Source organism: Micromonospora sp. NPDC047793 (genome assembly GCF_040642635.1).
Taxonomy (GTDB): domain Bacteria; phylum Actinomycetota; class Actinomycetes; order Mycobacteriales; family Micromonosporaceae; genus Micromonospora.
This window is the reverse complement of the sequence record NZ_JBEYSG010000007.1, coordinates 303,130-326,969: the sequence shown is the minus strand read 5'-3', so window position 1 is coordinate 326,969 and position 23,840 is coordinate 303,130. Positions and strand designations below refer to the sequence as shown.

The 23,840-nt window shown below is 70.7% G+C and carries 22 protein-coding genes; 8 read left to right on the top strand and 14 right to left on the bottom strand.

All coding sequences use genetic code 11. The features are described from left to right. Window positions 1–69: 69 nt before the first annotated feature. The 12 genes from ABZ738_RS17335 to ABZ738_RS17280 form a co-directional block, all read right to left on the bottom strand. The gene (locus ABZ738_RS17335; RefSeq protein ID WP_131052164.1) at window positions 70–1,080 is read right to left on the bottom strand and encodes a TOBE-like domain-containing protein; all 1,011 of its coding nucleotides are present in this window, start codon (window positions 1,078–1,080) and stop codon (window positions 70–72) included. After that, a complete protein-coding gene (locus tag ABZ738_RS17330) occupies window positions 1,077–1,913 on the bottom strand; it encodes a sulfate ABC transporter permease subunit (protein ID WP_131052163.1) in 837 nt (278 codons plus the stop codon). Before ABZ738_RS17330 ends, ABZ738_RS17335 begins: the two co-directional genes overlap by 4 nt. After that, window positions 1,906–2,754: a sulfate ABC transporter permease subunit CysT gene (gene cysT, locus ABZ738_RS17325; RefSeq protein WP_131052162.1), complete on the bottom strand. Its 849-nt coding sequence runs from the start codon at window positions 2,752–2,754 to the stop codon at window positions 1,906–1,908. The genes ABZ738_RS17330 and cysT overlap by 8 nt, the downstream gene beginning before the upstream one ends. Beyond that, complete coding sequence (locus ABZ738_RS17320; protein ID WP_131052161.1) at window positions 2,751–3,773, bottom strand: sulfate ABC transporter substrate-binding protein; 1,023 nt, start codon at window positions 3,771–3,773, stop codon at window positions 2,751–2,753. The genes cysT and ABZ738_RS17320 overlap by 4 nt, the downstream gene beginning before the upstream one ends. Window positions 3,774–4,061: 288 nt before the next feature. Continuing rightward, complete coding sequence (locus tag ABZ738_RS17315) at window positions 4,062–4,508, bottom strand: Rrf2 family transcriptional regulator (protein ID WP_131052169.1); 447 nt, start codon at window positions 4,506–4,508, stop codon at window positions 4,062–4,064. A 90-nt stretch (window positions 4,509–4,598) separates the two neighbouring features. Continuing rightward, window positions 4,599–5,633, bottom strand: coding sequence for an ABC transporter ATP-binding protein (locus tag ABZ738_RS17310; protein WP_357214301.1), 1,035 nt, complete (start codon window positions 5,631–5,633; stop codon window positions 4,599–4,601). Further along, complete coding sequence (locus ABZ738_RS17305; RefSeq protein ID WP_357214298.1) at window positions 5,630–6,619, bottom strand: ABC transporter ATP-binding protein; 990 nt, start codon at window positions 6,617–6,619, stop codon at window positions 5,630–5,632. The genes ABZ738_RS17310 and ABZ738_RS17305 overlap by 4 nt, the downstream gene beginning before the upstream one ends. Then, complete coding sequence (locus tag ABZ738_RS17300; RefSeq protein ID WP_357214295.1) at window positions 6,616–7,548, bottom strand: ABC transporter permease; 933 nt, start codon at window positions 7,546–7,548, stop codon at window positions 6,616–6,618. The genes ABZ738_RS17305 and ABZ738_RS17300 overlap by 4 nt, the downstream gene beginning before the upstream one ends. Then, the gene (locus ABZ738_RS17295) at window positions 7,545–8,489 is read right to left on the bottom strand and encodes an ABC transporter permease (RefSeq protein WP_131052158.1); all 945 of its coding nucleotides are present in this window, start codon (window positions 8,487–8,489) and stop codon (window positions 7,545–7,547) included. The genes ABZ738_RS17300 and ABZ738_RS17295 overlap by 4 nt, the downstream gene beginning before the upstream one ends. Window positions 8,490–8,507: 18 nt before the next feature. Beyond that, a complete protein-coding gene (locus ABZ738_RS17290; protein ID WP_357214292.1) occupies window positions 8,508–10,043 on the bottom strand; it encodes an ABC transporter substrate-binding protein in 1,536 nt (511 codons plus the stop codon). 180 nt (window positions 10,044–10,223) lie between these two features. Next, window positions 10,224–10,685 (bottom strand): hypothetical protein, encoded by a 462-nt coding sequence (locus tag ABZ738_RS17285; RefSeq protein WP_357214289.1) that lies wholly within the window; start codon window positions 10,683–10,685, stop codon window positions 10,224–10,226. A gap of 48 nt (window positions 10,686–10,733) precedes the next feature. Beyond that, window positions 10,734–11,372, bottom strand: a complete 639-nt coding sequence (locus ABZ738_RS17280) for a M23 family metallopeptidase (protein WP_236145633.1) — start codon at window positions 11,370–11,372, stop codon at window positions 10,734–10,736. A gap of 100 nt (window positions 11,373–11,472) precedes the next feature. On the opposite strand from ABZ738_RS17280, the gene ABZ738_RS17275 reads away from it, so the two are divergent. After that, window positions 11,473–12,048, top strand: a complete 576-nt coding sequence (locus tag ABZ738_RS17275; RefSeq protein WP_176093817.1) for a DUF5872 domain-containing protein — start codon at window positions 11,473–11,475, stop codon at window positions 12,046–12,048. A 498-nt stretch (window positions 12,049–12,546) separates the two neighbouring features. Here ABZ738_RS17275 and ABZ738_RS17270 read toward each other — a convergent pair whose 3' ends face one another. Beyond that, window positions 12,547–14,439, bottom strand: coding sequence for a cellulase family glycosylhydrolase (locus ABZ738_RS17270; RefSeq protein WP_357214286.1), 1,893 nt, complete (start codon window positions 14,437–14,439; stop codon window positions 12,547–12,549). Window positions 14,440–14,560: 121 nt separating this feature from the next. Then, window positions 14,561–15,421 carry an aldo/keto reductase gene (locus tag ABZ738_RS17265; protein ID WP_131052151.1) on the bottom strand — a complete coding sequence of 287 codons (861 nt, stop codon included), beginning with the start codon at window positions 15,419–15,421 and terminating at the stop codon, window positions 14,561–14,563. Between the two features lie 135 nt (window positions 15,422–15,556). On the opposite strand from ABZ738_RS17265, the gene ABZ738_RS17260 reads away from it, so the two are divergent. The 7 genes from ABZ738_RS17260 (at window position 15,557) to ABZ738_RS17230 (ending at window position 23,832) form a co-directional block, all read left to right on the top strand. Beyond that, window positions 15,557–16,450 carry a LysR family transcriptional regulator gene (locus ABZ738_RS17260; RefSeq protein WP_131052150.1) on the top strand — a complete coding sequence of 298 codons (894 nt, stop codon included), beginning with the start codon at window positions 15,557–15,559 and terminating at the stop codon, window positions 16,448–16,450. 297 nt (window positions 16,451–16,747) lie between these two features. Further along, on the top strand, window positions 16,748–17,911 hold the full coding sequence (locus ABZ738_RS17255; protein ID WP_131052149.1) for an ROK family protein: 1,164 nt from the start codon (window positions 16,748–16,750) through the stop codon (window positions 17,909–17,911). Between the two features lie 22 nt (window positions 17,912–17,933). Continuing rightward, entirely contained in the window at window positions 17,934–18,977 is a 1,044-nt protein-coding gene (locus ABZ738_RS17250; protein ID WP_131052148.1) for an extracellular solute-binding protein, read from the top strand. 172 nt (window positions 18,978–19,149) lie between these two features. Continuing rightward, complete coding sequence (locus ABZ738_RS17245) at window positions 19,150–20,223, top strand: ABC transporter ATP-binding protein (RefSeq protein WP_131052147.1); 1,074 nt, start codon at window positions 19,150–19,152, stop codon at window positions 20,221–20,223. After that, the gene (locus ABZ738_RS17240; RefSeq protein WP_236145632.1) at window positions 20,220–22,007 is read left to right on the top strand and encodes an iron ABC transporter permease; all 1,788 of its coding nucleotides are present in this window, start codon (window positions 20,220–20,222) and stop codon (window positions 22,005–22,007) included. The genes ABZ738_RS17245 and ABZ738_RS17240 overlap by 4 nt, the downstream gene beginning before the upstream one ends. After that, window positions 22,004–22,882: a creatininase family protein gene (locus ABZ738_RS17235; RefSeq protein ID WP_357214279.1), complete on the top strand. Its 879-nt coding sequence runs from the start codon at window positions 22,004–22,006 to the stop codon at window positions 22,880–22,882. Before ABZ738_RS17240 ends, ABZ738_RS17235 begins: the two co-directional genes overlap by 4 nt. Further along, window positions 22,879–23,832, top strand: coding sequence for an amidohydrolase family protein (locus tag ABZ738_RS17230; RefSeq protein ID WP_357214276.1), 954 nt, complete (start codon window positions 22,879–22,881; stop codon window positions 23,830–23,832). The genes ABZ738_RS17235 and ABZ738_RS17230 overlap by 4 nt, the downstream gene beginning before the upstream one ends. Window positions 23,833–23,840: the final 8 nt, after the last annotated feature.

Genomic DNA, 23,840 nt, shown 5'->3' with positions numbered 1-23,840 from the left:
TGCGCGGTGCGCGTCGGTCGCGTCGGGCACGATCGTGCGCGGTGTGCGTCGGGGCCGACGAGGCGCTTGCTAGTGCGAGGGTGCGAGGGTCGGTTCCTCCGAGCGCTGGGTGGGCGCGGTGACCGTGGTGGTGGGGCTGCCCGGGGTGATGCGGATCCGCACCGGCGAGTCGACCTGGATCCCGAGCGCGTGGAACTCGTTGCGGGTGAGGGTCACGATCACCGGCTGGCCGCCGGAGGTCGTGACCTCGACCCGGATCTCGAAGCCGATCCGGGTGACCCGGGTGACCCGGCCGACCACGCCGGCGCTGTCCGCGCCGTCGGCGGAGAGCTGGAGGTCGTGCGGGCGCACCAGTTCGTCGCCGAGCTGGGTGACCGGGCCGAGGAAGCGCATCACGAACTCGTTGGCCGGGCGGTCGTACAGGTCGTCGGGCGAGCCGATCTGCTCCACCCGGCCCTCGTTGATCACCACGATCTCGTCGGCGACCTCCAGGGCCTCCTCCTGGTCGTGGGTGACGAAGACGGTGGTGACGTGCACCTCGTCGTGCAGGCGACGCAGCCAGTCACGCAGTTCCTTGCGGACCTTCGCGTCCAGTGCACCGAACGGCTCGTCGAGCAGCAGCACCGTGGGCTCGACGGCCAGCGCGCGGGCCAGCGCCATCCGCTGACGCTGGCCGCCGGAGAGCTGCGACGGCAGCCGTTCGGCGAACTGTCCGAGATGGACGAGTGCCAACAGCTCGTCGACCCGGCGGGTGATCTCGTCCTTGGCACGCTTGCGGATCTCCAGCCCGAAGGCCACGTTGCGTCGGACGGTCAGGTGCTTGAACGCCGCGTAGTGCTGGAACACGAACCCGACGTTGCGCTTCTGCGGCGGCAGGTGGGTGGCGTCCACACCGTCGATCTCGACCCGCCCGGTGTCGGCGCGTTCCAGTCCCGCGACGATCCGCAGCAGCGTGGACTTTCCGCCGCCGGAGGGACCGAGCAGCGCCGTGAGCCGACCGGCGGGGATGCTGACCGACACGTCGTCGAGCGCGACGAAGTCTCCGAAACGCTTACCGACCTGGGAAATCTCGATGCTCAACGGTCTTCCTTCGGCCTGAGGACGGATACGACGATGATGCAGGCCACGGCGACGAGGGCGAGGAGGAAGGCGGTGGCGTACGAGCCGCCCTTGTCGAAGTTCAGGTACTTCTCCTCGACCACGAGGGTGGCCGTCCGGGTCGCGCCGAGCACGTTGCCGGAGACGATCTTGACCGCGCCGAACTCACCGAGCGAGCGGGCCAGGCTGAGCACGACGCCGTAGATCACGCCCCACTTGATCGCCGGCAGCGTGATCCGGCGGAACGTCTGCACGGCGTTCGCGCCGAGACTGCGGGCGGCCTGTTCCTGCTCGTCGCCGACCTCCTGGAGGACCGGGACGACCTCCCGGATGACCAGCGGGAGCGCCACGAACACGGTGGCCATCACCATGCCCGGCACGGCGAAGATGATCTGGAATCCGGCTGCTTCGAGTGTCGGGCCGAACCAGCCCTCCCGGCCGCCGTAGACCAGGATCAACGCGAGGCCGACGACGATCGGCGACACCGACAACGGCATGTCGAGCAGGGCGTTCAGCGTCCGTTTGCCGGGGAAGTCGTAGCGGACCAGCAGGAGCGAGATGCCGACGCCGAAGACGGTGTTGATGACCACCGCGACGACCGCGACCAGCACGGTGAGTTGCAACGCGTGGGTCACGTCGGGGTCGGTCAGGATGTCGTTGAGGTTGACGAAGCCGTCGGCGAACGCGTTCCGTCCGACCAGGTACAACGGCCAGGCCACCAGGAAGAAGAGGTACGCCGTCACGACGAACCGCAGGACGTACCGGCCGGGACGGCGGCCGACGCGGTTCCGCGCGACGGTGCGGTGTTCAGCCACGGCGCATCACCCTCCGCTGAATGACGTCGAGTACGACGATGACGGCCAACGACACGGCCAGCAGCACCACGGCGACCGCTGCCGCGCTGTCGGGATTGTCGTTCTCGATGCTGCTGAGGATGCGGACCGAGGCCACCTCGGTCCGCATCGGCAGGTTGCCGGAGAGCAGGACCAGTGAGCCGTACTCGCCGACGGCCCGGGCGAACGACAGGGTGGCGCCCGCCGCGATGGCCGGCGTGAGACTGGGCAGGATGATCCGCCGGAAGGTGGTGAACCGGCTCGCGCCCAGCGACGCCGCCGCCTCCTCCGCGTCCGGGTCCAGTTCGGAGAGCACCGGTTGCACGGTGCGCACGATGAACGGCAGCGTGACGAAGAGGAAGGCGAGGAAGACCGCGATCCGGGTGTTGGCGATGTTGACGCCGAGCGGGCTGTCCGGCCCGTACAGCGACAGCAGCACCAGGCCCGCGACGATCGTCGGCAGGGCGAACGGGACGTCGATGAGGATCTCCAGCGCCCGCTTGCCGAAGAACCGGTCACGCACCAGCACCCAGGCGATCAGCGTGCCCATCACGACGTTGACCAGTGTGACGAGCAGCGCGGTGCCGATGGTCAACCGGAGGGTGGCGGCGGTCTGCTCGTTGGTCACCGTCCGCCAGAACCCGCCCCAGCCGCCCTCGCTGGCGGTCACCACGACGGCGGCGAGCGGGATGAGGACCAGCAGGCTGAACCAGACCATCGCCACGCCGAGCCCGAGGCCGGAGACCCAGGTGAGCGGGAGGCCGGCCCGGGCCGACCGGCGGTTGCCCGCCGGCCGGTCCGGAACCAGGGTCGCCGAGGTCACTTGGCCTTCCCGGAGGCCGCGATGATCTTGGTCACGATGCCGTCACTCTCGTCGAAGAACTTCTCCGACAGCGCCGACCAGCTCTCGAAGTCCTTCTCCACGGTCAGCAGCTTCTGCGGGGCCGGGAACGGGTTGTTCGGGTCGATCGCGCCCTCGACGCCGCTGGTGTCGACGCCGTCGATGATCGGCCGGAAGCCGGTCAGCGCGAACTGCCGCTGCCCCTGCGGACCGAGCACGAAGTCCAGCCACTCCTTCGCCTTGGGGTCGGCGTCCTTGAGGATCGCGCCCGGGTTCTCGATCAGCATGGTGGTCTCCGGCAGGACCCAGTCCAGCTTCTCGCCGTTCTGCCGGGCGAGGATCGTCTCGTTCTCGTACGCGAGCAGGACGTCACCGGTGCCACCGAGGAACGTGGTGGTGGCGTCCCGTCCGCTGTTCGGCAGCGACACGACGTTGCCGAAGAGCTTGGTCACGTACTCCTGCGCCTGGGCGTCCGTGCCGCCGTTCGCGGCGATGTGGCCCCAGGCGGCCAGGGCGTTCCACCGGGCGGCACCCGAGGACGCCGGGTTCGGGGTGACGATGCCGATGCCGGGCTTGATCAGGTCGTCCCAGCCCTGGATGTTCTTCGGGTTGCCCTCACGGACCGCGAGCACCACCACCGACGACGAGACGATGCCCTTGGTCGGGCCGTCGTCCCAGGTTTCCTCGACCAGTCCGGCGTCGACCAGACGGGTCACGTCACTGCTCACCGAGAAGTGCACGTAGTCGGTCTTCAGGCCGGCCACCACGGCGCGGCTCTGGTCGCCGGAGGCGCCGTACGAGGTCCGGAACCGGACCCCCTCGCCCGCCTCGGTCTTGTTCCACTCGGCGGCGATGGCCTTGTTGGCCGCCTCGGGTACCGCGAAGCCGACGATGCTCAACGTGGCGGAGCTGCCGCCGGCCGCGTCACCGCCGCCGCAGCCCGACAGCGCCACGCCGGTGACCATGGCGAGAGCGATGGCCGCTCTGATCCGGTGCCTCATCGGAACCCGTCCTCCTCCAGTGCGTGACCGCACTATATAAATCCGACCGATTAGATAGGGAATATGCCCGTTTTGAGCTGTCGTGTACCGAAACAGTGGTGGAGGCGGTCACGGACCGGGCGCCGATGCCCGGCCGGCACGGCGACGATCCCCCGTCGCGCCCGACTCCACATCGGACGCGGCAGGCCTGATCGCCTGCGCCGACCGCGCACCGAATATCCCACTAACTCGACAGGTTTTCAAGCCTTGCCCAGAGGGGCTGTCCGACCGGCTCGACGCACCGATCCGTCACGCCACCCGGGGCGGCCGATCAACGACGTCGCGCGCCAGCCCGACCGCCGGCGCGAGCAGGTCGGCCAGCGTGGTGTGGTCGACCACGTCCTCGATCGCCCGATGCACCGACAACCACACCTCCCCCAGCCCGGCGGCCACGCCGTGATAGGTGGCGACGTCGGCGGGCGCGCCACGGACCGTCGTCAACGCCCCGCCGGTGGCGCGCAGCACGTCACCCACGGTGATCCCCTCCGGCGCGCGGGTCAACGCGTACCCGCCGTCCGCGCCGCGCAGACTGTGCAGCAGGCCGGCCCGGCGCAGGTCCAGCAGGATGCCCTGGAGGAACGAGTACGGGATGTCCTGATTCGCGGCCAGCACCGCCGCCTTCACCACCGCCGGGTGGCGCTCGGCCACCGCCAGCATCGCCCGTACGGCGTAGTCCGATCGCGCTGAGACGTACACGTCACCCCACCAGCGCCCTACATAATCCATCAAACATATAGGAATGGTGGACAGTTAGGGGCGGCGCGTCAAGGTGTCGGGCCCGACGGGCTACTCGCCGCGCATCGCGCGTACCGCCTCCCCGGCGAAGAGACAGGCGGCCCGGTGCCCCGGGACGACCTCGACCGGCGGCGGATCGGTCCGGGCGCAGTCCGACCTGGCCTGCGGGCACCGGGTCCGGAAGCGGCAACCCGTCGGCGGGTCCACCGGGCTGGGGATGTCGCCGCTGAGGATGATCCGCCGACGGGCCCGCTCGACCTGCGGATCCGCCACCGGGATCGCCGACAGCAGCGCCGCAGTGTACGGATGGGCGGGCTGCTGCCAGATCCGGGCCGGCGTACCGGACTCCACGATCCGCCCCAGGTACATCACCGCCATCCGGTCGCTCATGTGCTCCACGGCGGCCAGGTCGTGCGCGATGAACAGATAGGTCAACCCCAGATCCCGTTGCAGCCCCCGCAGCAGGTTCATGATCTGCGCCTGCACGCTGAGGTCGAGCGAGGCGATCGGCTCGTCCAACACGATCAGGTCGGGCTCGCCGGCCAGGGCGCGGGCGATGCCGACCCGCTGCCGCTGGCCGCCGGAGAGCTCGTGCGGATGCCGGTCGGCGAGGTCCCGACGCAACCCGACCATGTCGAGCAGTTCCGCCACCCGCTGCCGCCGCGCGGCACCCCGATCGGTGAGCCGATGCACCACCAGCGGTTCGGCGATGCTCGCGCCCACCGTACGACGAGGATCGAGAGACGCCTGCGGATCCTGGAAGACCATGGCCACCCGGCGACGCAGCGCCCGCAACCGCCGCCGCGACCAGTGGGTCACGTCCTGCCCGGCCACCCGCACCGTGCCCGAGGTCGGGTCGACCAACCGCAGCAACGCCAACCCGGTGGTCGACTTGCCGCTGCCCGACTCGCCCACCAGCCCCAATGTCTCGCCTCGGCGTACCCGCAGCGACACCCCGTCCACCGCGCGGACCACACCCGCCGGGGTGGGGAACCACACCGTCAGGTCGTCGAGGGCGGCGACCACGTCGGCCGGCTCGCCGGGCTGGTCGCCGGTCAGGTGCGGCTCGGTCCGCTCGGCGGTCATCGGGCCTCCCCGTCGTGCCGGTGCGGATAGAACGTACGGACGTCGTGCCCCGCCGACACCGGCACCAACGGCGGCGGCTCGTGCTCGCAGCGGGCCTCACCCCGCACCGGACAGCGGGGCCAGAAGGCACACCCGGGCGGCAGGTCCAGCGGACTCGGCGGGGCACCCCGGATGGTGACCAGTTCGCCGCCGCCCGCCGCCGGGTCCGGCCGCGCCGCCAGCAGGGCGCTGGTGTACGGGTGCGCCGGCCGGCCGAAGACCGCCTCGACCGGCCCCTGCTCCACGATGCGACCGGCGTACATGACCGCCACCCTGTCCGCGATGCCGGCGACCACGCCCAGGTCATGGGTGATCCAGACGACCGCCGTACCGAGTCGTCGCCGCAGGTCCGCCACCAGCTCGACGATCTGCGCCTGCGTGGTGACGTCCAACGCGGTGGTCGGCTCGTCGGCGATCAGCAGGTCCGGCTCGCAGGACAACGCCATCGCGATCACCACCCGCTGCCGCATACCGCCGGAGAACTGGTGCGGGTACGCGTCCACCCGCCGCGCCGCCGACGGGATCCCGACCAGGTCGAGCAGCTCGACGGCGCGCGTGCGGGCGGCCCGCCGACTCAGGCCGAGATGCTCCTCGCTCGCCTCGGCGACCTGCCGACCCACCGTCAACACCGGGTTGAGCGACGTCATCGGATCCTGGAACACGAAGCCCACGTGCCGCCCACGCAACCGACGGCGCTCCGACTCCCGCAGCCCGGTGAGTTCCGTACCCAGCAGGTGCACGCGCCCGGTCACCCGGGCAGAGCGCGGCGCGAGCCCGGTCGCGGCCAACACGCTCATGCTCTTGCCGGAACCCGACTCACCCACCAGGGCCAGGGTCTCCCCCGCCCGAACCGACCAGTCCACCCCGACGACCGCCCGCGCGGGCCCCCGGCGGGTCCCGATCGTCACGGTGAGATCCTCGATCCGCAGCACCACCCGCTCGCTCATGTCACCTTCCTTCGGGCTTCGGCGACGGTGAGCTGGCGGGGGTCCAGCACGTCCCGCAGCGCGTCGCCGACCAGGTTGAACGCCAGGACGGTGAGGAAGATGGCGGCACCGGGGAAGACACCGAGCCACCACGCGTCGGTGACGAACTCCCGGCCGTCGTCGAGCATCCGCCCCCAGGCCGGTTCCGGCGGCTGCACGCCGAGACCGAGGAAGGAGAGCGCCGCCTCGGAGAGGATCGCGAACGCCAACGACAGCGAGGTCTGCACGATCAACGGCGCCGCGATGTTGGGCAGGACGTGCTGACCCATGATGCGCAGGTCCGACGCCCCGATGGAGACCGCCGCCCGGACGAAGACCTGCTCACGCACCGAGAGCACCCCGGCTCTGGTCACCCGGGCGAAGATCGGCGTGTAGACCACCCCGATCGCGATCATCGCGGTGAGCAGGCCGGGGCCGAGCACGGCCACGATCGCCACCGCGAGCAGCAGCACCGGGAACGCGAACACCACGTCCATGCACCGCATCAGGACGTTGTCCAGCCAGCCGCCGTAGTAGCCGGCGAGCAGCCCGAGGGTCACCCCGACCGCCAGGGCGATGCCGACGCTGACCAGCCCCACCTGGAGCGACACCCGGGCCGCGACCATCACCCGGCTGAGCACGTCCCGGCCCAACTCGTCGGTGCCGAACGGATGCGACCAACTCGGCGCCTGGAGCATCCGGTCGGTGTCCACGTCGTTGATGCCCGACGGTGCCAGCCAGGGACCGGCCACCCCCACCACGACCAGCACGACGAGCACCGCGCTGCCGCTCAGAGCCAGCGGATCACGCCACAGCGCGGACAGCGCGCGGCGTACCTGCCCGTCGCCGCCGGATCCCCGCGAACGGACGCCGGCCCAGGGCGGGACGAGGCGTCCGAGCCGCCCGCTCATCGGACCCTGATCCTCGGGTCGAGGCGGGCGTAGAGGACGTCCACCAGCAGGTTCACCAACAGGAACAGGGCCGCGACCAGCAGCACCGCGCCCTGCAACACCGGGTAGTCACGGGCCCGGACCGCGTCGAAGGTGAGCCGGCCGATGCCGGGCCAGGCGAACAGCACCTCGATCACGATCACCCCGCCGAGCAGACTGGCCAGTTGCACCGCCACCACGGTCACCACCGGGATGAGCGCGTTGCGCAGGACGTGCCGCAGCACCACCACCCGGGCCCGCAGCCCCTTCGCCTCGGCGGTGCGGACGTAGTCCTCGGAGAGCACCTCCAGCATCGACGAGCGGATGAAGCGGGTCAGGATCGAGGCGGTGACCAGGCCGATCGTGGCGGCCGGCAGGACCACGTGCGAGGCCCACCGCGCCGGGTCCTCGGTCAGCGCCACGTACCCCGACGGTGGGAACCATCCCAGCACCCCGGCGAAGAGCAGGATGCCCATGATGCCCATCCAGAAGTCCGGCACCGAGACACCGAACTGGCTGAACACGCGGACCGCGTGGTCGACCAGCGAGCCGCTGCGGATGGCCGAGACGATCCCGAGCGGGAACGCCACGAGCACCGCGAACAGCACCGCGGTGAGCGCCAGCGACAGTGTCGCCGGCAGCCGTTCCAGCAGGATCGCGGTGACCGGCCGGCCACTGCGGAAACTGACGCCGAGGTCGCCGGTCAGCGCCCGGAAGAGGTAGTCGAAGTACTGCGGGACCAGCGGCTGGTCCAGCCCGGAACGGGCCCGCAGCGCGTCGTACGTCTCCTGGTCGAAACGGGTGCCGAGCGCGACGCGTACCGGGTCACCCGGCACCAGTTGGATCAGCAGGAACACCACGAGGGTCACGCCGATCAGCACGACGCCGGACTGCACCAGCCGGCGGATCACGAAGCGGGCCACCTGCGGTCCCCGCCCCGGTCACTTCGCCAGCGCCGCGTCGCGGAACCGGATCGCCCGGTCGGTGCGTACCTCGTAGCCGGTCAGACCGCTGGACCAGCCCTGTGCCACGTCCGGGTTGTAGAGGTAGATGTAGCTGGCGTCGTCGACGATCTGCTTGGCCACCTGCTCGTACCGCTGCTTGCGGGCGCCCTGGTCGGTCTCGGTGCGGGCCTGGTCGAGAAGCCGGTCCACGGTGGGGTTGGCGTACTTGTGGAAGTTGAAGGTGCCGCCACTGTGGTGCTGGGCGTAGTAGAACTCGTCCGGGTCGATGTTGCCCAGCCAGCCGAGCATGAACGCGTCGAAGTTGCCGTTGCCCTGCTCGTCGAGCCACTGCGCGAAGTCCAGCGTACGGATCTTGACGGTGACGCCGACTCCCGCCAACTGGGAGGCGATCACCTGTGCGGCGGTGACGGTTTCCGGGTACTCGGTGGTGACCATCAGGTCCAGGGTCAACCCGCTGACACCGGCCTGGTCGAGCAGTTGCCGGGCCTGGTTCACATCGTGCGTGTACGGCGCGTACTCGTAGTGGTAGGCACTGTTCTGCGGGATGGCGGTCTGGTTGACCGTGGCCAGCCCGAACTTGGCGGCCTTGGTGATCGCCTCCCGGTCCAGGGCGAAGGCGATCGCCCGGCGCACGGCGACGTTGTCGAACGGCTTACGGGCCTGGTTGAGGGCGAGGTACCAGTAGTCGGTGGACGGCACCGAGCGCACCGTCAGGTCGTCGGCGTCGAGCAGCGCGGGCACCTGCTGCGGCGGCAGGTTGTCGGTCCAGTGGACCTCGCCGCCACGCAGGTTCTGCAGGGCCACGGTGGGGTCGCTGACGAAGGTGAAGTTCACCCCGTCCACCTTGGGCTTCTCGCCCCAGTAGTTGTCGTTGCGGACCAGCCGGATGCTGTCGCCACTGGTGTAGGAGCCGATCGCGAAGGGACCGCTGCCGACCGGCTTGGTGGTCACCTCACCGGACTCGATGTTGGCCTTCTGCACGATCGCCACACCCTTGAAGCCGCCCAGGTTGGCGAGCAGGTTCGGGGTGGGCGCGGTCAGCGCGATGACCACCGTGGTGGGATCGGGCGCGGTCACCGACGTCACGGTGGAGAATTTGTACGCGGTGTTCAGCTTCTCGTCGATGATCCGGGTGTACGAGTAGACGACGTCCTCGGCGGTCAGTGGCGACCCGTCGGAGAACGTGACTCCCTCGCGGAGCGTGAACGTCCAGGTGAGCTGGTCGTCGCTGGTGGTCCACTCAGTGGCCAGCGCGGGTTGCATCTCCAGGTTCGCGTCCGGCTCGACCAGGGTGTCGTAGACGTTCTCCAGGACCTGGAAGCTGTAGTAGGCGGAGGTCTTGTGCGGGTCGAGCTGGTCGGGTTCGCCACCGATGGCAGCGTTGAGGACACCGCCCGCGCTCGCCCCGTCGGCCCCGTCGACGTCGACCCCCTCGCCCGTGGTGCAGCCCGCGACTGCGACGAGCATCAGGGTGAAGGTGGCGCCGGCCAACCGGAATCTGGTGCTGGACATGGTCCTCCCCTGGATTCTTTCCCGGCTACTACTGAAAGATTTTGGCGAGTCTGGCCTGCTCTCCGGCGATTGTCAACATAAATCGGGGTATATCTGGCAGGACGTGGTTCCGCCGGCTCCCTCCTGGACCTCACGCTAACCGCAAACGGCCGTGACGGCAGGACGCGTACGGCGGCAGGGTCAGAGGCAGGACCAGCAGTAGAGGTGTTCGTCGGCGTCCCGGGCCCGTCGGGCGAGCGCGCTGACCTCCTCGATCACCGGCTGCATCTGGTCGTCGGGAAGCGGCCCGTCCCAGGCGAGTTCCTCGCTGCGTCCCCATCGCGCGGACAACTCGGGCGTCTGGTCGGCGGTGATCGACGCCAGCGTGTCCCGGGTCGCGTCGTCGAGCGCGGTCAACCAGGGGCCGTCCTCGGCCCCGCTCCACACCAGCCGGTCCTTCACCGGGTCGTCGACGTCCGCCTCATTGCGCACGAGAGCCACCAACTCGCCCAGCGTCACCGACGGGTCGATGCCCTTGCAGTCGATCGCGTCGACACCGGGCCGCCCGCCGGCGAGAGCCACCGGCCCGCCGGCGATCTCCGCCATCAGCCGCACCGCCGCGGCGTCGTCGGCCGCGCGAAAGTAGTCGTACAGAACACCCATGCCGGTATCCCAGCAGAGGGGTCCGACACTGTCGTCCTCGCCGCTGACTCAGGGCTGCCCGTCGGGGCAGTTGTTGCTGGTCAGCTTCATCGTGAACTCGGCGTCGTCGCTGGTGATGCCGGACGGCACACCGTCGAACCAGGTCTCCACCTTCTGCCAGCCCACCCGCTGCTCGTAGTGCAGGTGCGGAGCGCCCGAGTTGCCGGTGCTGCCGATCCGCCCGATCTGCTCACCCTGCGCGACCCGCTGCCCCTCCTCCACCAGCGGCGGTTCGAGCAGGTGCAGATACTGCGTCTCCCACCGACCGCCGTGGTCGATCTTCACCCAGTAGCCGCCGCCCCGGCCCCGGGGACCCTCCGGATTCTCCGGTGTACGCCCACCCAGCGACCCGTTGATGCCGGACACCGTGACGGTGCCCGCGTACGAGGCGAGCACCGGCTGCCCCCACTGCTCGCCCTGGAGCGGGAAGAAGTCGACGTCGTACTCGCCGTGGCCGGGGTAGGTGCCCACCTGCCACGTCTCGCCGCAGCCCACCGGCATCTGGAACAACGGGCGCGGTCCCGGCGGCAGCAGTTGCGGCACCACCACGTAGGCGGCCGCGCCCAGGGCCGCGACGGCACCGAGCGCGAGCAGGAGTCGCCAGGGACGGCGGGTACGACGATGGGTGCGGGGATGGCCGGTCGTCACCCTGCCAAGCATGGCAGAGGCCGGCGAGTCGCCCCGCCGCCGCCGAGGCCCGACCCCGACGGCCACGTTCACCAGGGCCGCGTTCGGGTAACGACCCGGCATGGCGCGGTACACGAAACCGGAACTCCGGGAGCAGATCAAGGCCGAGATCATGGCCTCCGACCGGGGCGGCCGGCCCGGTCAGTGGTCGGCCCGCAAGTCGCAACTGCTCACCAAGGAGTACGAGCGGCGCGGCGGCGGCTTCCTGGGGCCGAAGGACTCACGGCAACGGTCGTTGGAGCGCTGGGGTGCGGAGAAGTGGCAGACCAGCACCGGCTCCACCCGGGCCCGCAAGGGTGACGAAACGGCGCGATACCTGCCGAAGAAGGCGTGGGAAAAGCTCTCGGACGAGCAGAAGCGCGACACCGAGACCAAGAAGCGACAGGCGTCGCGAACCGGTCGCCAGTTCGTCGCCAACACCGGACCCGCCAAACGTGCCCGCAAGGAGGCGACCTCGCCCCGAGGCCGGTCCGCCACCTCGGCCGAGCGGCTCACCGAACTGACGGTTCCCGAAGCCAGTCGACTCGTACCTGGGCTGGACAAGAACCAGCTCCGGGCGGCGCTGCGACGCGAACGCGGCGGCAAGGCCCGCAAGACCCTCCTGCAACGCCTCCAGTCGGAACTAGACCGCCGCTGACTCGCGCTGGTACCTCCGGCGCGCATTCGTGCAAGGAAGGGTCCCCTGCTAACGCCTGGTGCATAGCAGGGGACCCTTCCTAACATCTCGCCGGCGCAGAGTGTGGGCGTGGGCGCGCGAGGCGGGGCGAGCCCGCGAAGGTGGGTAGATTTGTTGCTGCTGGAGCGACAAACAGATCTACCCACCCGCCACATCAGGCGCTTCATCCGACAGACCGGCAAGACGGATGGAAGCGTCAACGGCGATCGCGAAGCCAGCCATCTCAGGTGTGGGCTCTTTCGAGCTGAGCGGCGTGGACGGATCGTCAGCAGCCGCCGTCGGCCGACTGGCAGGAGTTCACCGGCAGGTGCGCTACGGCGCGACCCGATCAACGCTGAGGTACGTGACCGGCCCGCATCTCGGGACATTCTCGCCGACACGATCCGCCATCCCGACGCGCCCGCGACGGTCGTCTCGCTGGCCGTCACCCTCGGGGTGGCCCGAGCCGCGAACCTCAGGTCAGCTACGGCACAGCAGGGCGTCGGGTTCCTTGCCGGGTGACCAGATCCAGGCGCGGTAGGCGACGCCGACGAGGTGTTCACCGACGGCGCACTGTCCCTTGTGGTGGCCGTTGGCGAAGTCGCCGCCGGGATTGCCGGGTGGGCGGTTGTCGCCACGGTCGAACCAGACCGTCCGGCGGGTGCCACCGACGGCGGTGCCCGCGTCGCGGCAGAGCACGGACGACAGGTTGGCGCCACGGACGGCGTACCCGACGACGGTCTTGTGCGGCGGGCATTGCAGCTTGGTGAAGCCGGAGGCCCAGTCGACGTCGACGTGCGACTCGTCGCGGACCACCACGTGGCCGCCGGTGTCCGGGGCGTCGGTGCACAGGCCCCGGTTGCCGGTGCGGCTCAGGCCGATGAGCCGCTGGTCGTCGGGGCAGACCGCCTTGCGGGCGCCGGAGTCCCAGTCCGGGGCGGCACGCATCCGCACTGATTGGTTCAGGTCGGTGTGGTCGAGGGTCAGCATCGACCACTCCCGTACCGGGGTGACCGGACCGGTCCGGCCACCGGTGACCAGGCGACGCCACGCGTCGGCCCGCCAGTCGTCGCCGTCGTAGAGGCCCATCCGGTGACCGGCGGCGTCCCAGTGCAGCAGCGCCCAACCGTTGCCCCGCCGGTTGTCGTGCCAGCCGACCAGGGGCCAGTACGCGAAGTCGGCGTCGGTGGCGATCAGGTGGTCGACGAAGTGGTGGAACCAGTCCCGGGATCGCTGGTTGGTATTGTCCCGGCCGCCGACGCCGAACTCGCTGATCCAGACCGGTGCGGTGAAGTGCCGGTCGGCGTCGAGCGCCACGTACGTCGCCTGCCGCCGTACGGTCTCCACGAGCTGGTCGCGGGTGAGGTCCTGGTAGCGGGGGTCGCTGGTCTCGCCGATGCCGGTGGCACCGCTGTGGTTCGGGCCGGTGTAGCCGTAGAAGTGCGCCGAGTAGACCAGTTTGTGGGAGCGCACCAGGGTGTGCGAGAGCCGGCCGACCGGTTCGAGGGTGGGGCGCCCGTGCGGGAATCCGTCCACCGGCAGGCCGTACCAGTTGATGCCCTCGATGATGATCAGCAGGTGGGGGTTGGCCTCGGTGAGGATCCGGTCACCGACCCGCTGGGCGGCGGCGTGCCAGTCGTGCCGGTCGCCGAGTCCCCAGTTCGGGTCGTCGAGGACGGTGCGGCGTACCTCGTTGTAGAGGTCGGCGCCGACGACCCGGGGGTTGCCGGCGTACCGGCGGGCCATCAGGAGCCAGTCCTGCTCCCACTGGGCGGTGCTCTGGCTGGCGTTCCAGCGTTCGTTGCCGTCGACGCCACAGCACCAGCGCGAGGTGTTGGTGTGGTTGTTGAGGATGACCGCGAATCCCTCGGCGGTCAGCGTCCGGACCGTCTCGTCGTACACCTGGATCGGGGTCCGGCCGCGCAGGTGCGGGTTGGCGCGGACGGCGGCGTCCGGCACCGGGCGGGTGTCGCGGATCATCTCGTTGGAGAACGGCAGGCGGATGCTGTTGAGGCCGAGTTCGTGGAAGCCGGCGACGATCTCGGCCATCGGGGCGCGGTCCAGACCGATCGGGATCTGGTCGGCCATCTCCCCGGCGTGGTGGGTGGCCGGGTCGGCGCGGTCGCCGCTGCCGGTCCAGGTGCCGCTGGCGCCGTGCCAGTTGCCGGACCTGAGCTTGAAGCGGTTGCCGTGGGCGTCGACCACGTACCGGCCGCGGGTGCTCAACGGGCCGGTCCAGGAGGCCGCCAGATCGTCGGCGGCCGTCACGCTGCCGGCAGCCGTCGAAGGACGGGCGCTGTCCGGCACGACCGCCAGAGCCAGCCCGGCCAGCAGGCCGGAGACGGCGACGAGGCACGGCATCGACCTGCGCATGGCGACCTCCCGGCACCGGCTGATCACCGTCGATAGTAGACGGTCGATGGCAGTCGCGCACCGGCCGCGAGCCCCGTCCTCCAGACCGGGGTCGGAGGAGGGGCTCGCGGATGCCGGTCGGTCAGGCCGCGTCGAGGCGGGCCAGTTCCTCGGTCGAGAGTTCCAGGTCGGCCGCGCCGACCGAGTCCCGGATCGTCTCCGGGCGCGACGAACCGGGGATCGGGATCACCGTGGGCGCCTTCGCCAGCATCCAGGCCAGGCAGACCTGTTGCGGACTGACGCCGCGCTCCCCGGCGACCTCGGCGAAGACCGCGAACCGGGAACCCAGTTCGGCGGCGTTGGAGATGCCGCCGAGAGGACTCCAGGGCAGGAACGCGATGCCGAGCTCGGCGCAGAGCGCCAGCTCCGGTTCGCTGGACCGGAAGGCGGGCGAGAACTGGTTCTGCACGCTGACCAGTCGGCCGCCGAGGATCTCGTTGGCCTGCCTGATCTGGTCGGGGTCGGCGTTGGAGATGCCGGCCATCCGGATCTTGCCGGCGTCGAGCAGGTCCCGCAGGGCGCCAATGGAGTCCGCGTACGGGGTGTTCGGGTCGGGGCGGTGGAACTGGTAGAGGCCGATCGCCTCGACCCCGAGCCGCTTGAGCGACGACTCGACGGCGTCCCGGAGGTGCTCGGGCCTGCCGTTCAGCGTCCAGAGGCCGTCGCCGGGGCGTACGTGGCCGCCCTTCGTGGCGATCAGCACGTCGGACGTGTCGCCGCCGTAGCTCGCCACGGCGTTGGCGATCAACGACTCGTTGTGACCGGCGTCGGCGGGGCCCAGGTGATAGGCGTCCGCGGTGTCGATCAGCGTGACCCCGGCGTCCAGCGCGGCATGGATGGTGGCGATCGAACGCTGTTCGTCGGGGCGGCCCTCGATCGACATCGGCATGGCGCCGAGGCCGATCGCGCCGACGGCGACGTCACCGATACGGCGGGTCTGCATACAGGCTCCTCCTCGAAGCAGTGCGGTTGGCGGGCGGGCGGGTGGCCCGCAACGCCCGGATTCCACCTTCTACCCCGATAGCTAAGCTGTCCAACAGAAGAATCTGATTCCGGCAATCGGTGACGGTGATGAATCGTGGAGTTGCGCCAGCTCGAGTACTTCGTGGCGGTCGCCGAGGAACGGCACTTCACCCGCGCCGCCGAGCGTCTGCACGTGGCGCAGTCCGGCCTCTCCACGTCCATCCGCTCGCTGGAACGTGAGCTGGGTGCCAGCCTCTTCGTCCGCAACACCCGCAGCGTGGAGCTGACCGACGAGGGGCGGGCGCTGCTCACCCAGGCCCGGCACGCCCTGGCCAACGTGGCCGCCGCCAAGGACGCGGTCGCCGCCGTACGCGGACTGCTGCGCGGCACGCTCGCCATCGGCACCCTCCAGTGCCTCGGCGCGGTCGACCTCGCGGCGACGTTGGCCCGGTTCCACGCCGCCCACCCCGGTGTCGAGATCCGGTTGCGCCAGGGTGGCTCACCCGACCTGATCGAACGGGTCCGCACCGGCGACCTCGACCTGGCGTTCGTCTCCGCGCCCGCGAGCGCGGTGCCCGGCGTCGCGTTGGCTCCGTTCCGGGCCGAGCCGCTGGTGCTGACCTGCGGGCCGACCCATCCGCTGCGCGACCGCACCGCAGTCGACCTGCGGGAGTTGCCGGGCGAGACGTTCGTCGACTTCTCCCCAGGCTGGATCAGCCGCGATGCCGTCGACCAGGCGATGGCCGCCGCCGGGGTGGAGCGGCGCGTCGCGTTCGAGGTCAACGACGTGCACTGGTTGCTCGACCTGGTCGGTCACGGGCTCGGCGTCGCCGTCGTTCCCCAGGTCTTCCGGGGCAAGCGGACCGCCGCGCGCTTCGTGCCGCTCACCGACCCGCCGCACTGGCAGCTCGCCGTGGCGACCGCGGGTGGCCGGCATCCCAGCACCGCCGCCACCGCGCTGCTCGGCCTCGACGGCATCCGGGCCGCCGCGACGAGCCGGCCGGCCTGACCGACGCCGGGTCGGCGCTGCGGTACGTCCGTGCGCCGACCCGACGCACGGCACCGAAGCGGTCCGTACACACTGGATGGTCATGCCTGACGACACCAGGACGACCGGATGCCGCACGCCGCTTCGTTTGTACGCGGAATAAATAATCTCCGCCTTCTCGATGCGGCAACACGCGCTTCTTTGCACCCTCACATCGCCCCACGAATCGGACATCTGACCAGCTCAGAGCGGTGTCGTCGGAGGCCCGAGACCAACTCGTTACTTGACGCAATAGTTCGTTCGCCGTAGGAAGGAAGTGTGACTGACGTGGTGACGCCACCAACGAGCCCGGTGAGCCGGGAGCGGTCGAAGGAGATCAAGCGCCTCTCGGTGATCTCCACCGCCCGCCAGGTGCGGCTGCTCTCCCGCGCCGAGCTGACCGAGCTGACCGGGTTGAGCCCCGCCACGCTCACGCCCCTCGTCCGCGAGCTGATCGCCGAGGGCTACCTGCTCGAACGCGGCCCGGGCACCTCCCGGGCCGGTCGCCCCCGGGCCATGCTGGAATTCAACCCGCGCGCCGAACTGGTCGCCGCGGTGTCGTTGGAGCCCACCCGGATCAGCTGCGAGATCGCCGACAGCGACGGCACCGTCATCGCCCACCGGGCGGTCCGACTCGCCGGCGACATCGTCGAGAGCATCTGCCGCTCCGTACCCGAACTGGCCGGCGACGGGCTGCCCGCGCTGCGCGGGGTGGCGATCGCCGCGCCGGGCGTCTCCTCGGGCGGCACGGTCCGGCTCGCCCCCTCGGTGGGGCTGGTCGAGGGCCGCGAGATAGGCGAATCGGTGCAACGCCACCTCGGCGTGCCGGTCGTGGTGGACAACGACGTCAACCTGATGGCGGCCGGTGAGCACGCGGCCGGGGCCGGCATCGACGTGGCCGACCTGCTGCTGCTGCACGTCGCCGACGGCATCGGCGCCGGACTGGTCCTGGACGGGCAGGTCCGTCGGGGCGCCGGTGGCGCGGCCGGCGAGGTGGGCTTCCTGCCGCTGGACCCGAGCGACCGGGGACACGACGGGATCGGCCCGTTCGAGGCCCGGTGGTCGGAGAACGCCGTCGCCGAACGAGTCGTCGCACTGGCTCCCGGGCGGCGGCCGGACGCACCGGTGGCCGCCCTGGTCGAGCTCGCCCGCACCGACGCGCGGGCGGCGGCGTACCTGGACGAGGTCCTGGCCGCCTGGACCCGGTTGATCGTCTCCTGCGTCTGCGTGATCGACCCGGGCCGGGTCCTGCTCAGCGGCGCCGCCACCCAGCTCGACGACGACGCCGTGGCGCGGCTCCAGACGCTCGTCGACGCCTCCGCGCCCGCCACCACCGAGGTACGCCGGGCGGTCCTCGGCGACCGCGCGGTGCTGCACGGCGCGGTCAGTTACGCCCTCGCCGCCGCGGCGGCCGGCACACCCCAACTCCTACCCACCCCTTGATCCCTTCCCTCGGAGGTACCTCATGAAACGACGACTTCTCCTGGCCGGGGCGCTCGCCTCCGTGCTCGCCGTCGGCACCGCCTGCGGCGGTGGCGGCTCGGACGACGCGGCCGGTGACGTCCAGCAGCTCACCATCTACACCGCCCGGGACAAGAAGGTCACGGACTTCGTGGTGGAGAAGTTCACCGAGAAGTACCCCGAGTACCAGGGCAAGGTCGAGATCCTCAACATCGGCGCCCAGGAGATCCTGGAGCGGGTCCGGGCCGAGAAGGCCAACCCGCAGGCCGACGTCTGGTGGGGCGGCACCCAGCAGGGTCTGTCGGCGGGTGCGGCCGAGGACCTGCTGGCCCCCTGGCAGCCGTCGTTCGCCGGGGACATGGACGCGCAGTACAAGGACGCCGAGGGCCGCTGGTTCGGGGAGATCCTGCTGCCCGAGGTCATCATGTACAACAACGCGGCGCTCACCCCGGAGCAGGCCCCGAAGGACTGGGACGACCTGCTCGACCCGCAGTGGAAAGACAAGATCATCATTCGGGACGTGGCCGCGTCCGGCACCATGCGGTCGATCTACGCCTCGATGATCCAGCGTCTCTCCCCCGACGGCAGCAACCCGCAGCCCGGGTACGACTGGCTCAAGCGCCTCGACGCCAACACCGGCTCGTACGCGGCCAACCCGGCCGACCTGTACCTGAAGCTCTCCCGCCAGCAGGGCACACTGAGTGCCTGGAACCTGCAGGACGTGCTGTTGCAGGCCAACCAGTCGAACATGCCCTTCGGCTACGTGATGCCCACCTCCGGTGCGCCGGTGCTGGTCGACGGCCTCGCCGCGGTCAAGGGCGGCAACTCCGAGGGCGCGCAGAAGTTCATCGAGTTCCTCTTCGACGACGGGCTCCGCGCCGACCTGGCCAAGGACTTCTTCCAGATCCCCGCCATCGAGATCGCCGACCAGCCGGAGTGGCTGGCCCAGCTCGACCTGCGCCCGATGAACGTCGACTGGAACGTGATCGCCGAGCACGAGACCGAGTGGATCAACCACTGGAACAGCCAGATCAAGAACAAGGGCTGACCGCGTCGGCACCGGGTCGGCGTACGCGTACCCCGACCCGGCCGCCGTCCGGCCGACCGCTGTTAGGAAGGGACCCTTCCTATACCGCAGGCGTTAGGAAGGGTCCCTTCCTTTCATCGCGGCCGGCAGCACCCCTCTTACCTACGACCGGCAGCACGAGAAGGAGGACATCATGATCGATGTCACGCTGGAGTCGGTGAGCAAGCGATTCGCCCGCGCCGGTGACACCGCGGCCGTCGACGATGTCGACATCAGCATCGCCGCCGGTGAGTTCTTCACCCTGCTCGGCCCGAGCGGCTGCGGCAAGACCACCACCCTGCGCATGGTGGCCGGGTTCTACTTCCCCACCTCCGGCCGGATCCGCTTCGGCACCGAGGACGTCACCCGCCGCCCACCGAACAAGCGTGACACCGGCATGGTGTTCCAGAACTACGCGCTGTTCCCGCACATGTCGGTGGCGCAGAACGTCGCGTACGGGCTGAAGATCCGCAAGGTGGGGCGGGCCGAGTCCCGGCGACGCGTCGAGGAGGCGCTGGGCGAGGTGCACCTCGGCGGGTACGGCGAGCGGCGCATCGATCAGCTCTCCGGCGGTCAGCAGCAGCGTGTGGCGCTGGCCCGAGCCCTGGTCATCCGCCCGCGTACGCTGCTGCTCGACGAGCCGCTCTCCAACCTCGACGCGAAGCTGCGCGAGGAGACCCGGACCGAGATCCGCCGCATCCAGAAGGAGAGCGGCACCACCGCCATCTACGTCACCCACGACCAGGCCGAGGCGATGGCGATGTCGGACCGGATCGCGGTGATGGAGTCCGGCCGGGTGCAGCAGATCGGTGCTCCGCAGGAGATCTACCACCGGCCGACCAACGCCTTCGTGGCCCGCTTCATCGGCCGCAGCAACGTGTTGTCGCTGCCGGTCACGGCCGTCACCGACGAGACGGTCACCGTCGGCCGTCCGGACGGCACCGAGATCGTCGTGGCCGCGCCGGTCGGGCACGGCCTGCGTTCCGGCGAGACCGCGCTGGTGTCGGTACGCCCGGAGCACATCGGGCTCACCTCGGCCACCGAGGCGGGCGCGCTGCCCGGCCGGGTGACCGAGCTGGAGTTCACCGGCATGGCCACCAACCTGGTGGTCGAGGTGGCCGGCGAGTCGGTGCAGGTGGCCGCCATCGACGTGCCGTCCGGCGTCGCCGTCGGCGACCAGATCGGGCTGCGACTCAACCGGGAGCGCATGTGGGTGGTGCACCCGTGACGGCCGCACCCAGCGCCGCCACCGTCCCGCCGATCACCGAGGACCCGACCCCGCCCGGACGGGGTCGCCGTCCCCGGCTGGGCGGACGCTTCGCCGGTGGCGCCAGCTCCCGCTGGTTCCCGTACGCGCTGGTGTTCCCGCTGGCGCTGATCCTGTTCGGGTACGTGGTCCAGCCGATGTTCGCCACCTTCGCGGAGAGCGTCGGGGTGGACGGGGTGGCCAACTACACCGAGTTCCTGCGCGGCGGGGGCGTGGCGCGGTCCGCGCTGCTCACCTCGCTGGGCATCTCGGCCGCCAGCGTGCTGCTCTGCGGGATCGTCGGCGTGGCGATGGCGTTCCTGCTCAAGCGCTTCCAGTTCCCCGGCCGCCGGCTGATCGAGGCGATCATCCTGGTGCCGGCCGCGCTGCCGCCGCTGATCGGCGCCATCTCGTTCCAGTTGCTCTACAGCGAGACCGGCATCCTGCCGCGCGGGCTCCAGCAACTGTTCGGCACCGAGAGCCCGGTACTGCCGTTCACCGGCATCGCCGGGGTGCTGGTGGTGCACACCTTCACCATGTACCCGTTCTTCTACCTCGCCGCCTCGGCCGCCCTCGCCGGGATGGACCCGTCGGTGGAGGAGGCCGCGTACAACCTCGGCGCCGGTCGGGTCCGGGTGTGGCGGACCGTGCTGCTGCCGATGCTCACCCCGGCGCTGGTCTCGGCCTCGCTGCTGGTGTTCATGACCTCGCTGGCGTCGTACACCGCTCCGCTGCTGTTCGGGGTGGACCGCACGATGACCATGCAGATCTACATCAACCGCACCAACGGCGACCTGCCGATGGCCTCCACGTACGCCTCGGTGCTGGCGGTGGTGTCGATCCTGTTCCTGCTCGGCATGCGCTGGTACGAGGGGCGGCGCAGCTACCGCTCGCAGTCCAAGGGCGTCGCCGCGCACCGGCGGGAGATCACCAACCCGTTCGGCAAGTGGGCCGCGCTCGCCGCCTCGATCCTGGCCACGGTGGTGCTGCTGGCACCAGTGGTCACGATCGGCCTGGTGGCGTTCTCCGAGGACGGGTCGTGGACGACCGAGGTGATCCCGTCGGCGTACACCTGGCAGAACTTCGTCACCATCTTCTCCGACCCGAGGGCGTTCCAGCCGATCCTCAACTCGTTGCAGATGAGCCTGATCGCCACGGTCGCCTGTGTGGTGGTCGGCGTGCTCATCGCGTACGCGGTGCGGCGGTTGGACTTCCGGGGTCGGGCGCTGCTGGACGTGGCGGTCATGCTGGCGTGGGCGCTGCCCGGCACGGTGGTGGCGATCAACCTGATCTCGGCGTTCAGCACCGGCAACGCGTTCAGCTTCGGGCAGGTGCTGATCGGCACCTTCTGGATCATGCCGTTGGCGTACTTCGTGCGGTTCCTGCCGCTGGTGTTCCGGTCCAGTTCGGCCACGCTGGCGCAGATCGACCCCTCGCTGGAGGAGGCGGCCCGCAACCTGGGCGCCTCGTGGTGGCGGGCGTTCGGCACGGTCACCCTGCGGCTGATGATCCCCGGGGTGGCGGCCGGCGCGCTGCTGGCCTTCGTCAACGGCGTCGGTGAGTTCGTCGCCTCGGTGCTGATCTACACGTCGCAGACGGCACCGATCTCCGTCGAGATCAACAATCGGATGTACTCGTTCGAGGTCGGCACCGCCGCCGCCTACGGCATGCTCCAGGTGGCGCTGATCTTCGTGGTGATGGTGGTCTCCGGTCGGCTCCAGAGTGGCCGGTCGGCGTCCCGGGAGGCGGCGAAGTGGACGACGTGACGCGTACCGAGGTGACCGTGGGCTGGCCGGAGTCGGGCCTGCTGCCGATCGGCCGGGTGCCCGGTGGCGAACTGGCGGCGGTGGCCGCCGCCGCGGACTTCGCGGTGCTGCCGGTGGGCGCGGTGGAGTGGCACGGCCCGCACCTGCCGCTGGGCACCGACCTGATCCTGGCCGAGGGGTTCGCCGCCGAGAGCGGCGCGACCGGCGACGGCCCGCGCGGGGTGCTCTTTCCCGCCGTGCCGTATGCGGCCTGCCCGGGGCAGACCCGCCCGTGGCCGGGGACGGTGGCGATCCGTCCGGAGATCGCGGTCGGCTACCTGGCCGACGTGATCGAGGGGATCGTCGCCGCCGGTTTCCCCCGCCTGCTGATCGTCAACGGGCACGACGCCAACATGTCCACCGCGCGGGCCGCGATGGAGTGGGTCTCCGGCCGCCGGCAGGCCAGCCTGCTGTTGGTCAACTGGTTCCAGTTGGTCACCCCGGCGGAGACCACGCAGATCTACGGCGAGCTGCCCGCGCGGGGGCACGGCGGGGCCTACGAGACCTCCGGCGTGCTCGGCTTCGACCCCGACGCGGTACGCCTCGACGCGGTCGAGGACCTACCGCCGAAGCCGAAGCTGCCGGTGGCCCACCCGTACGTGCTGGTGGAGTCCCGGCCCGACCCGTGGCAGGGCTGGTCCGGACACATCTCGCTGGCCGACGTGGCCAGCGGCGAGCGGGTCCGGCACATCGCCGGTGCCCGGTTGCGGGAGATCGTGGCCGCCTGGGTCGCCGCCCCGGCACCCGCTGCGCCCACGGCCGATCCCCTGCCCACCGATCCACCGCTGTCCGCCGATCCGTCCGGTGATCCGCCGCTGTCCGGGGAGGAGGGGTGACCGTGCACCGGGGACTGGACGTCGTCGACTTCCACCTGCACTTCCGCATCGGCGCCGACGAGACGATCCACGCCTGCGAGGAGGCCGCCGGGATGCACCCCGGCGGGGCACCCGGGCGGGCCGCCCGCGCCGCCGCCTCCGCCCCGTACGCGCGGGCGTGGCGGCAGGCGTGGTCGTTCCCGGAACCGGAGCCGCCCGCCGCGCACTGGTCGGACGAGGCCGACCGGTGGGCCGACGAGTTGCGCCGGGTGGGCGTACGCCGGGCGGTGTTCGTCACCGGCGGCGGCAACGACGCGGTGGCCGACGTGGTCGACCGGCACCCGGACCTGCTGCTCGGCTTCGCCCACCACGACCCGTACGCACCGGACGCCGCGGCCGAGCTGGAACGGGCGGTCACCGAACGCGGCCTGCGCGGGTTGAAGCTGTTCGCGCCGTTGCTGCGCGGCCCGCTCGACGGGCCGGACCTCGATCCGCTCTGGGGCACCGCGCAGCGGCTCGGTGTGCCGGTGCTGATCCACATCGGGCACTACGGCAGCGCCGGCGGCCTCACCTTCGGCCGGCACGGTGGTCCGGAGGAGCTGGCCCGGATGGCCCGTCGGTTCCCGGAGCTGCCGGTGGTGGTGCCGCACTTCGGCGTGCAGTACGTACAGGAGCTGCTCTTCACCGCCTGGGGCTGCCCGAACGTGCACGTCGACACCTCCGGCTCCAACCAGTGGGTGCGGTGGATGCCGTACAAGCTGACGCTGGAGGACCTGTTCCGGCGCTGCTACGAGACCATCGGCCCGGAGCGGATCGTGTTCGGCAGCGACTCGTCGTGGTTCCCGCGCGGGTACGTCACCCGCTACCTCGACGACCAGCTCCGCATCTGCCGGGAACTGGGCCTGCCCGACGAGCACCTGCGCGCGATCTTCGCCGGTAACGCCGAGCGCCTGCTCGGGCTGGACGACTGACCGGCCGA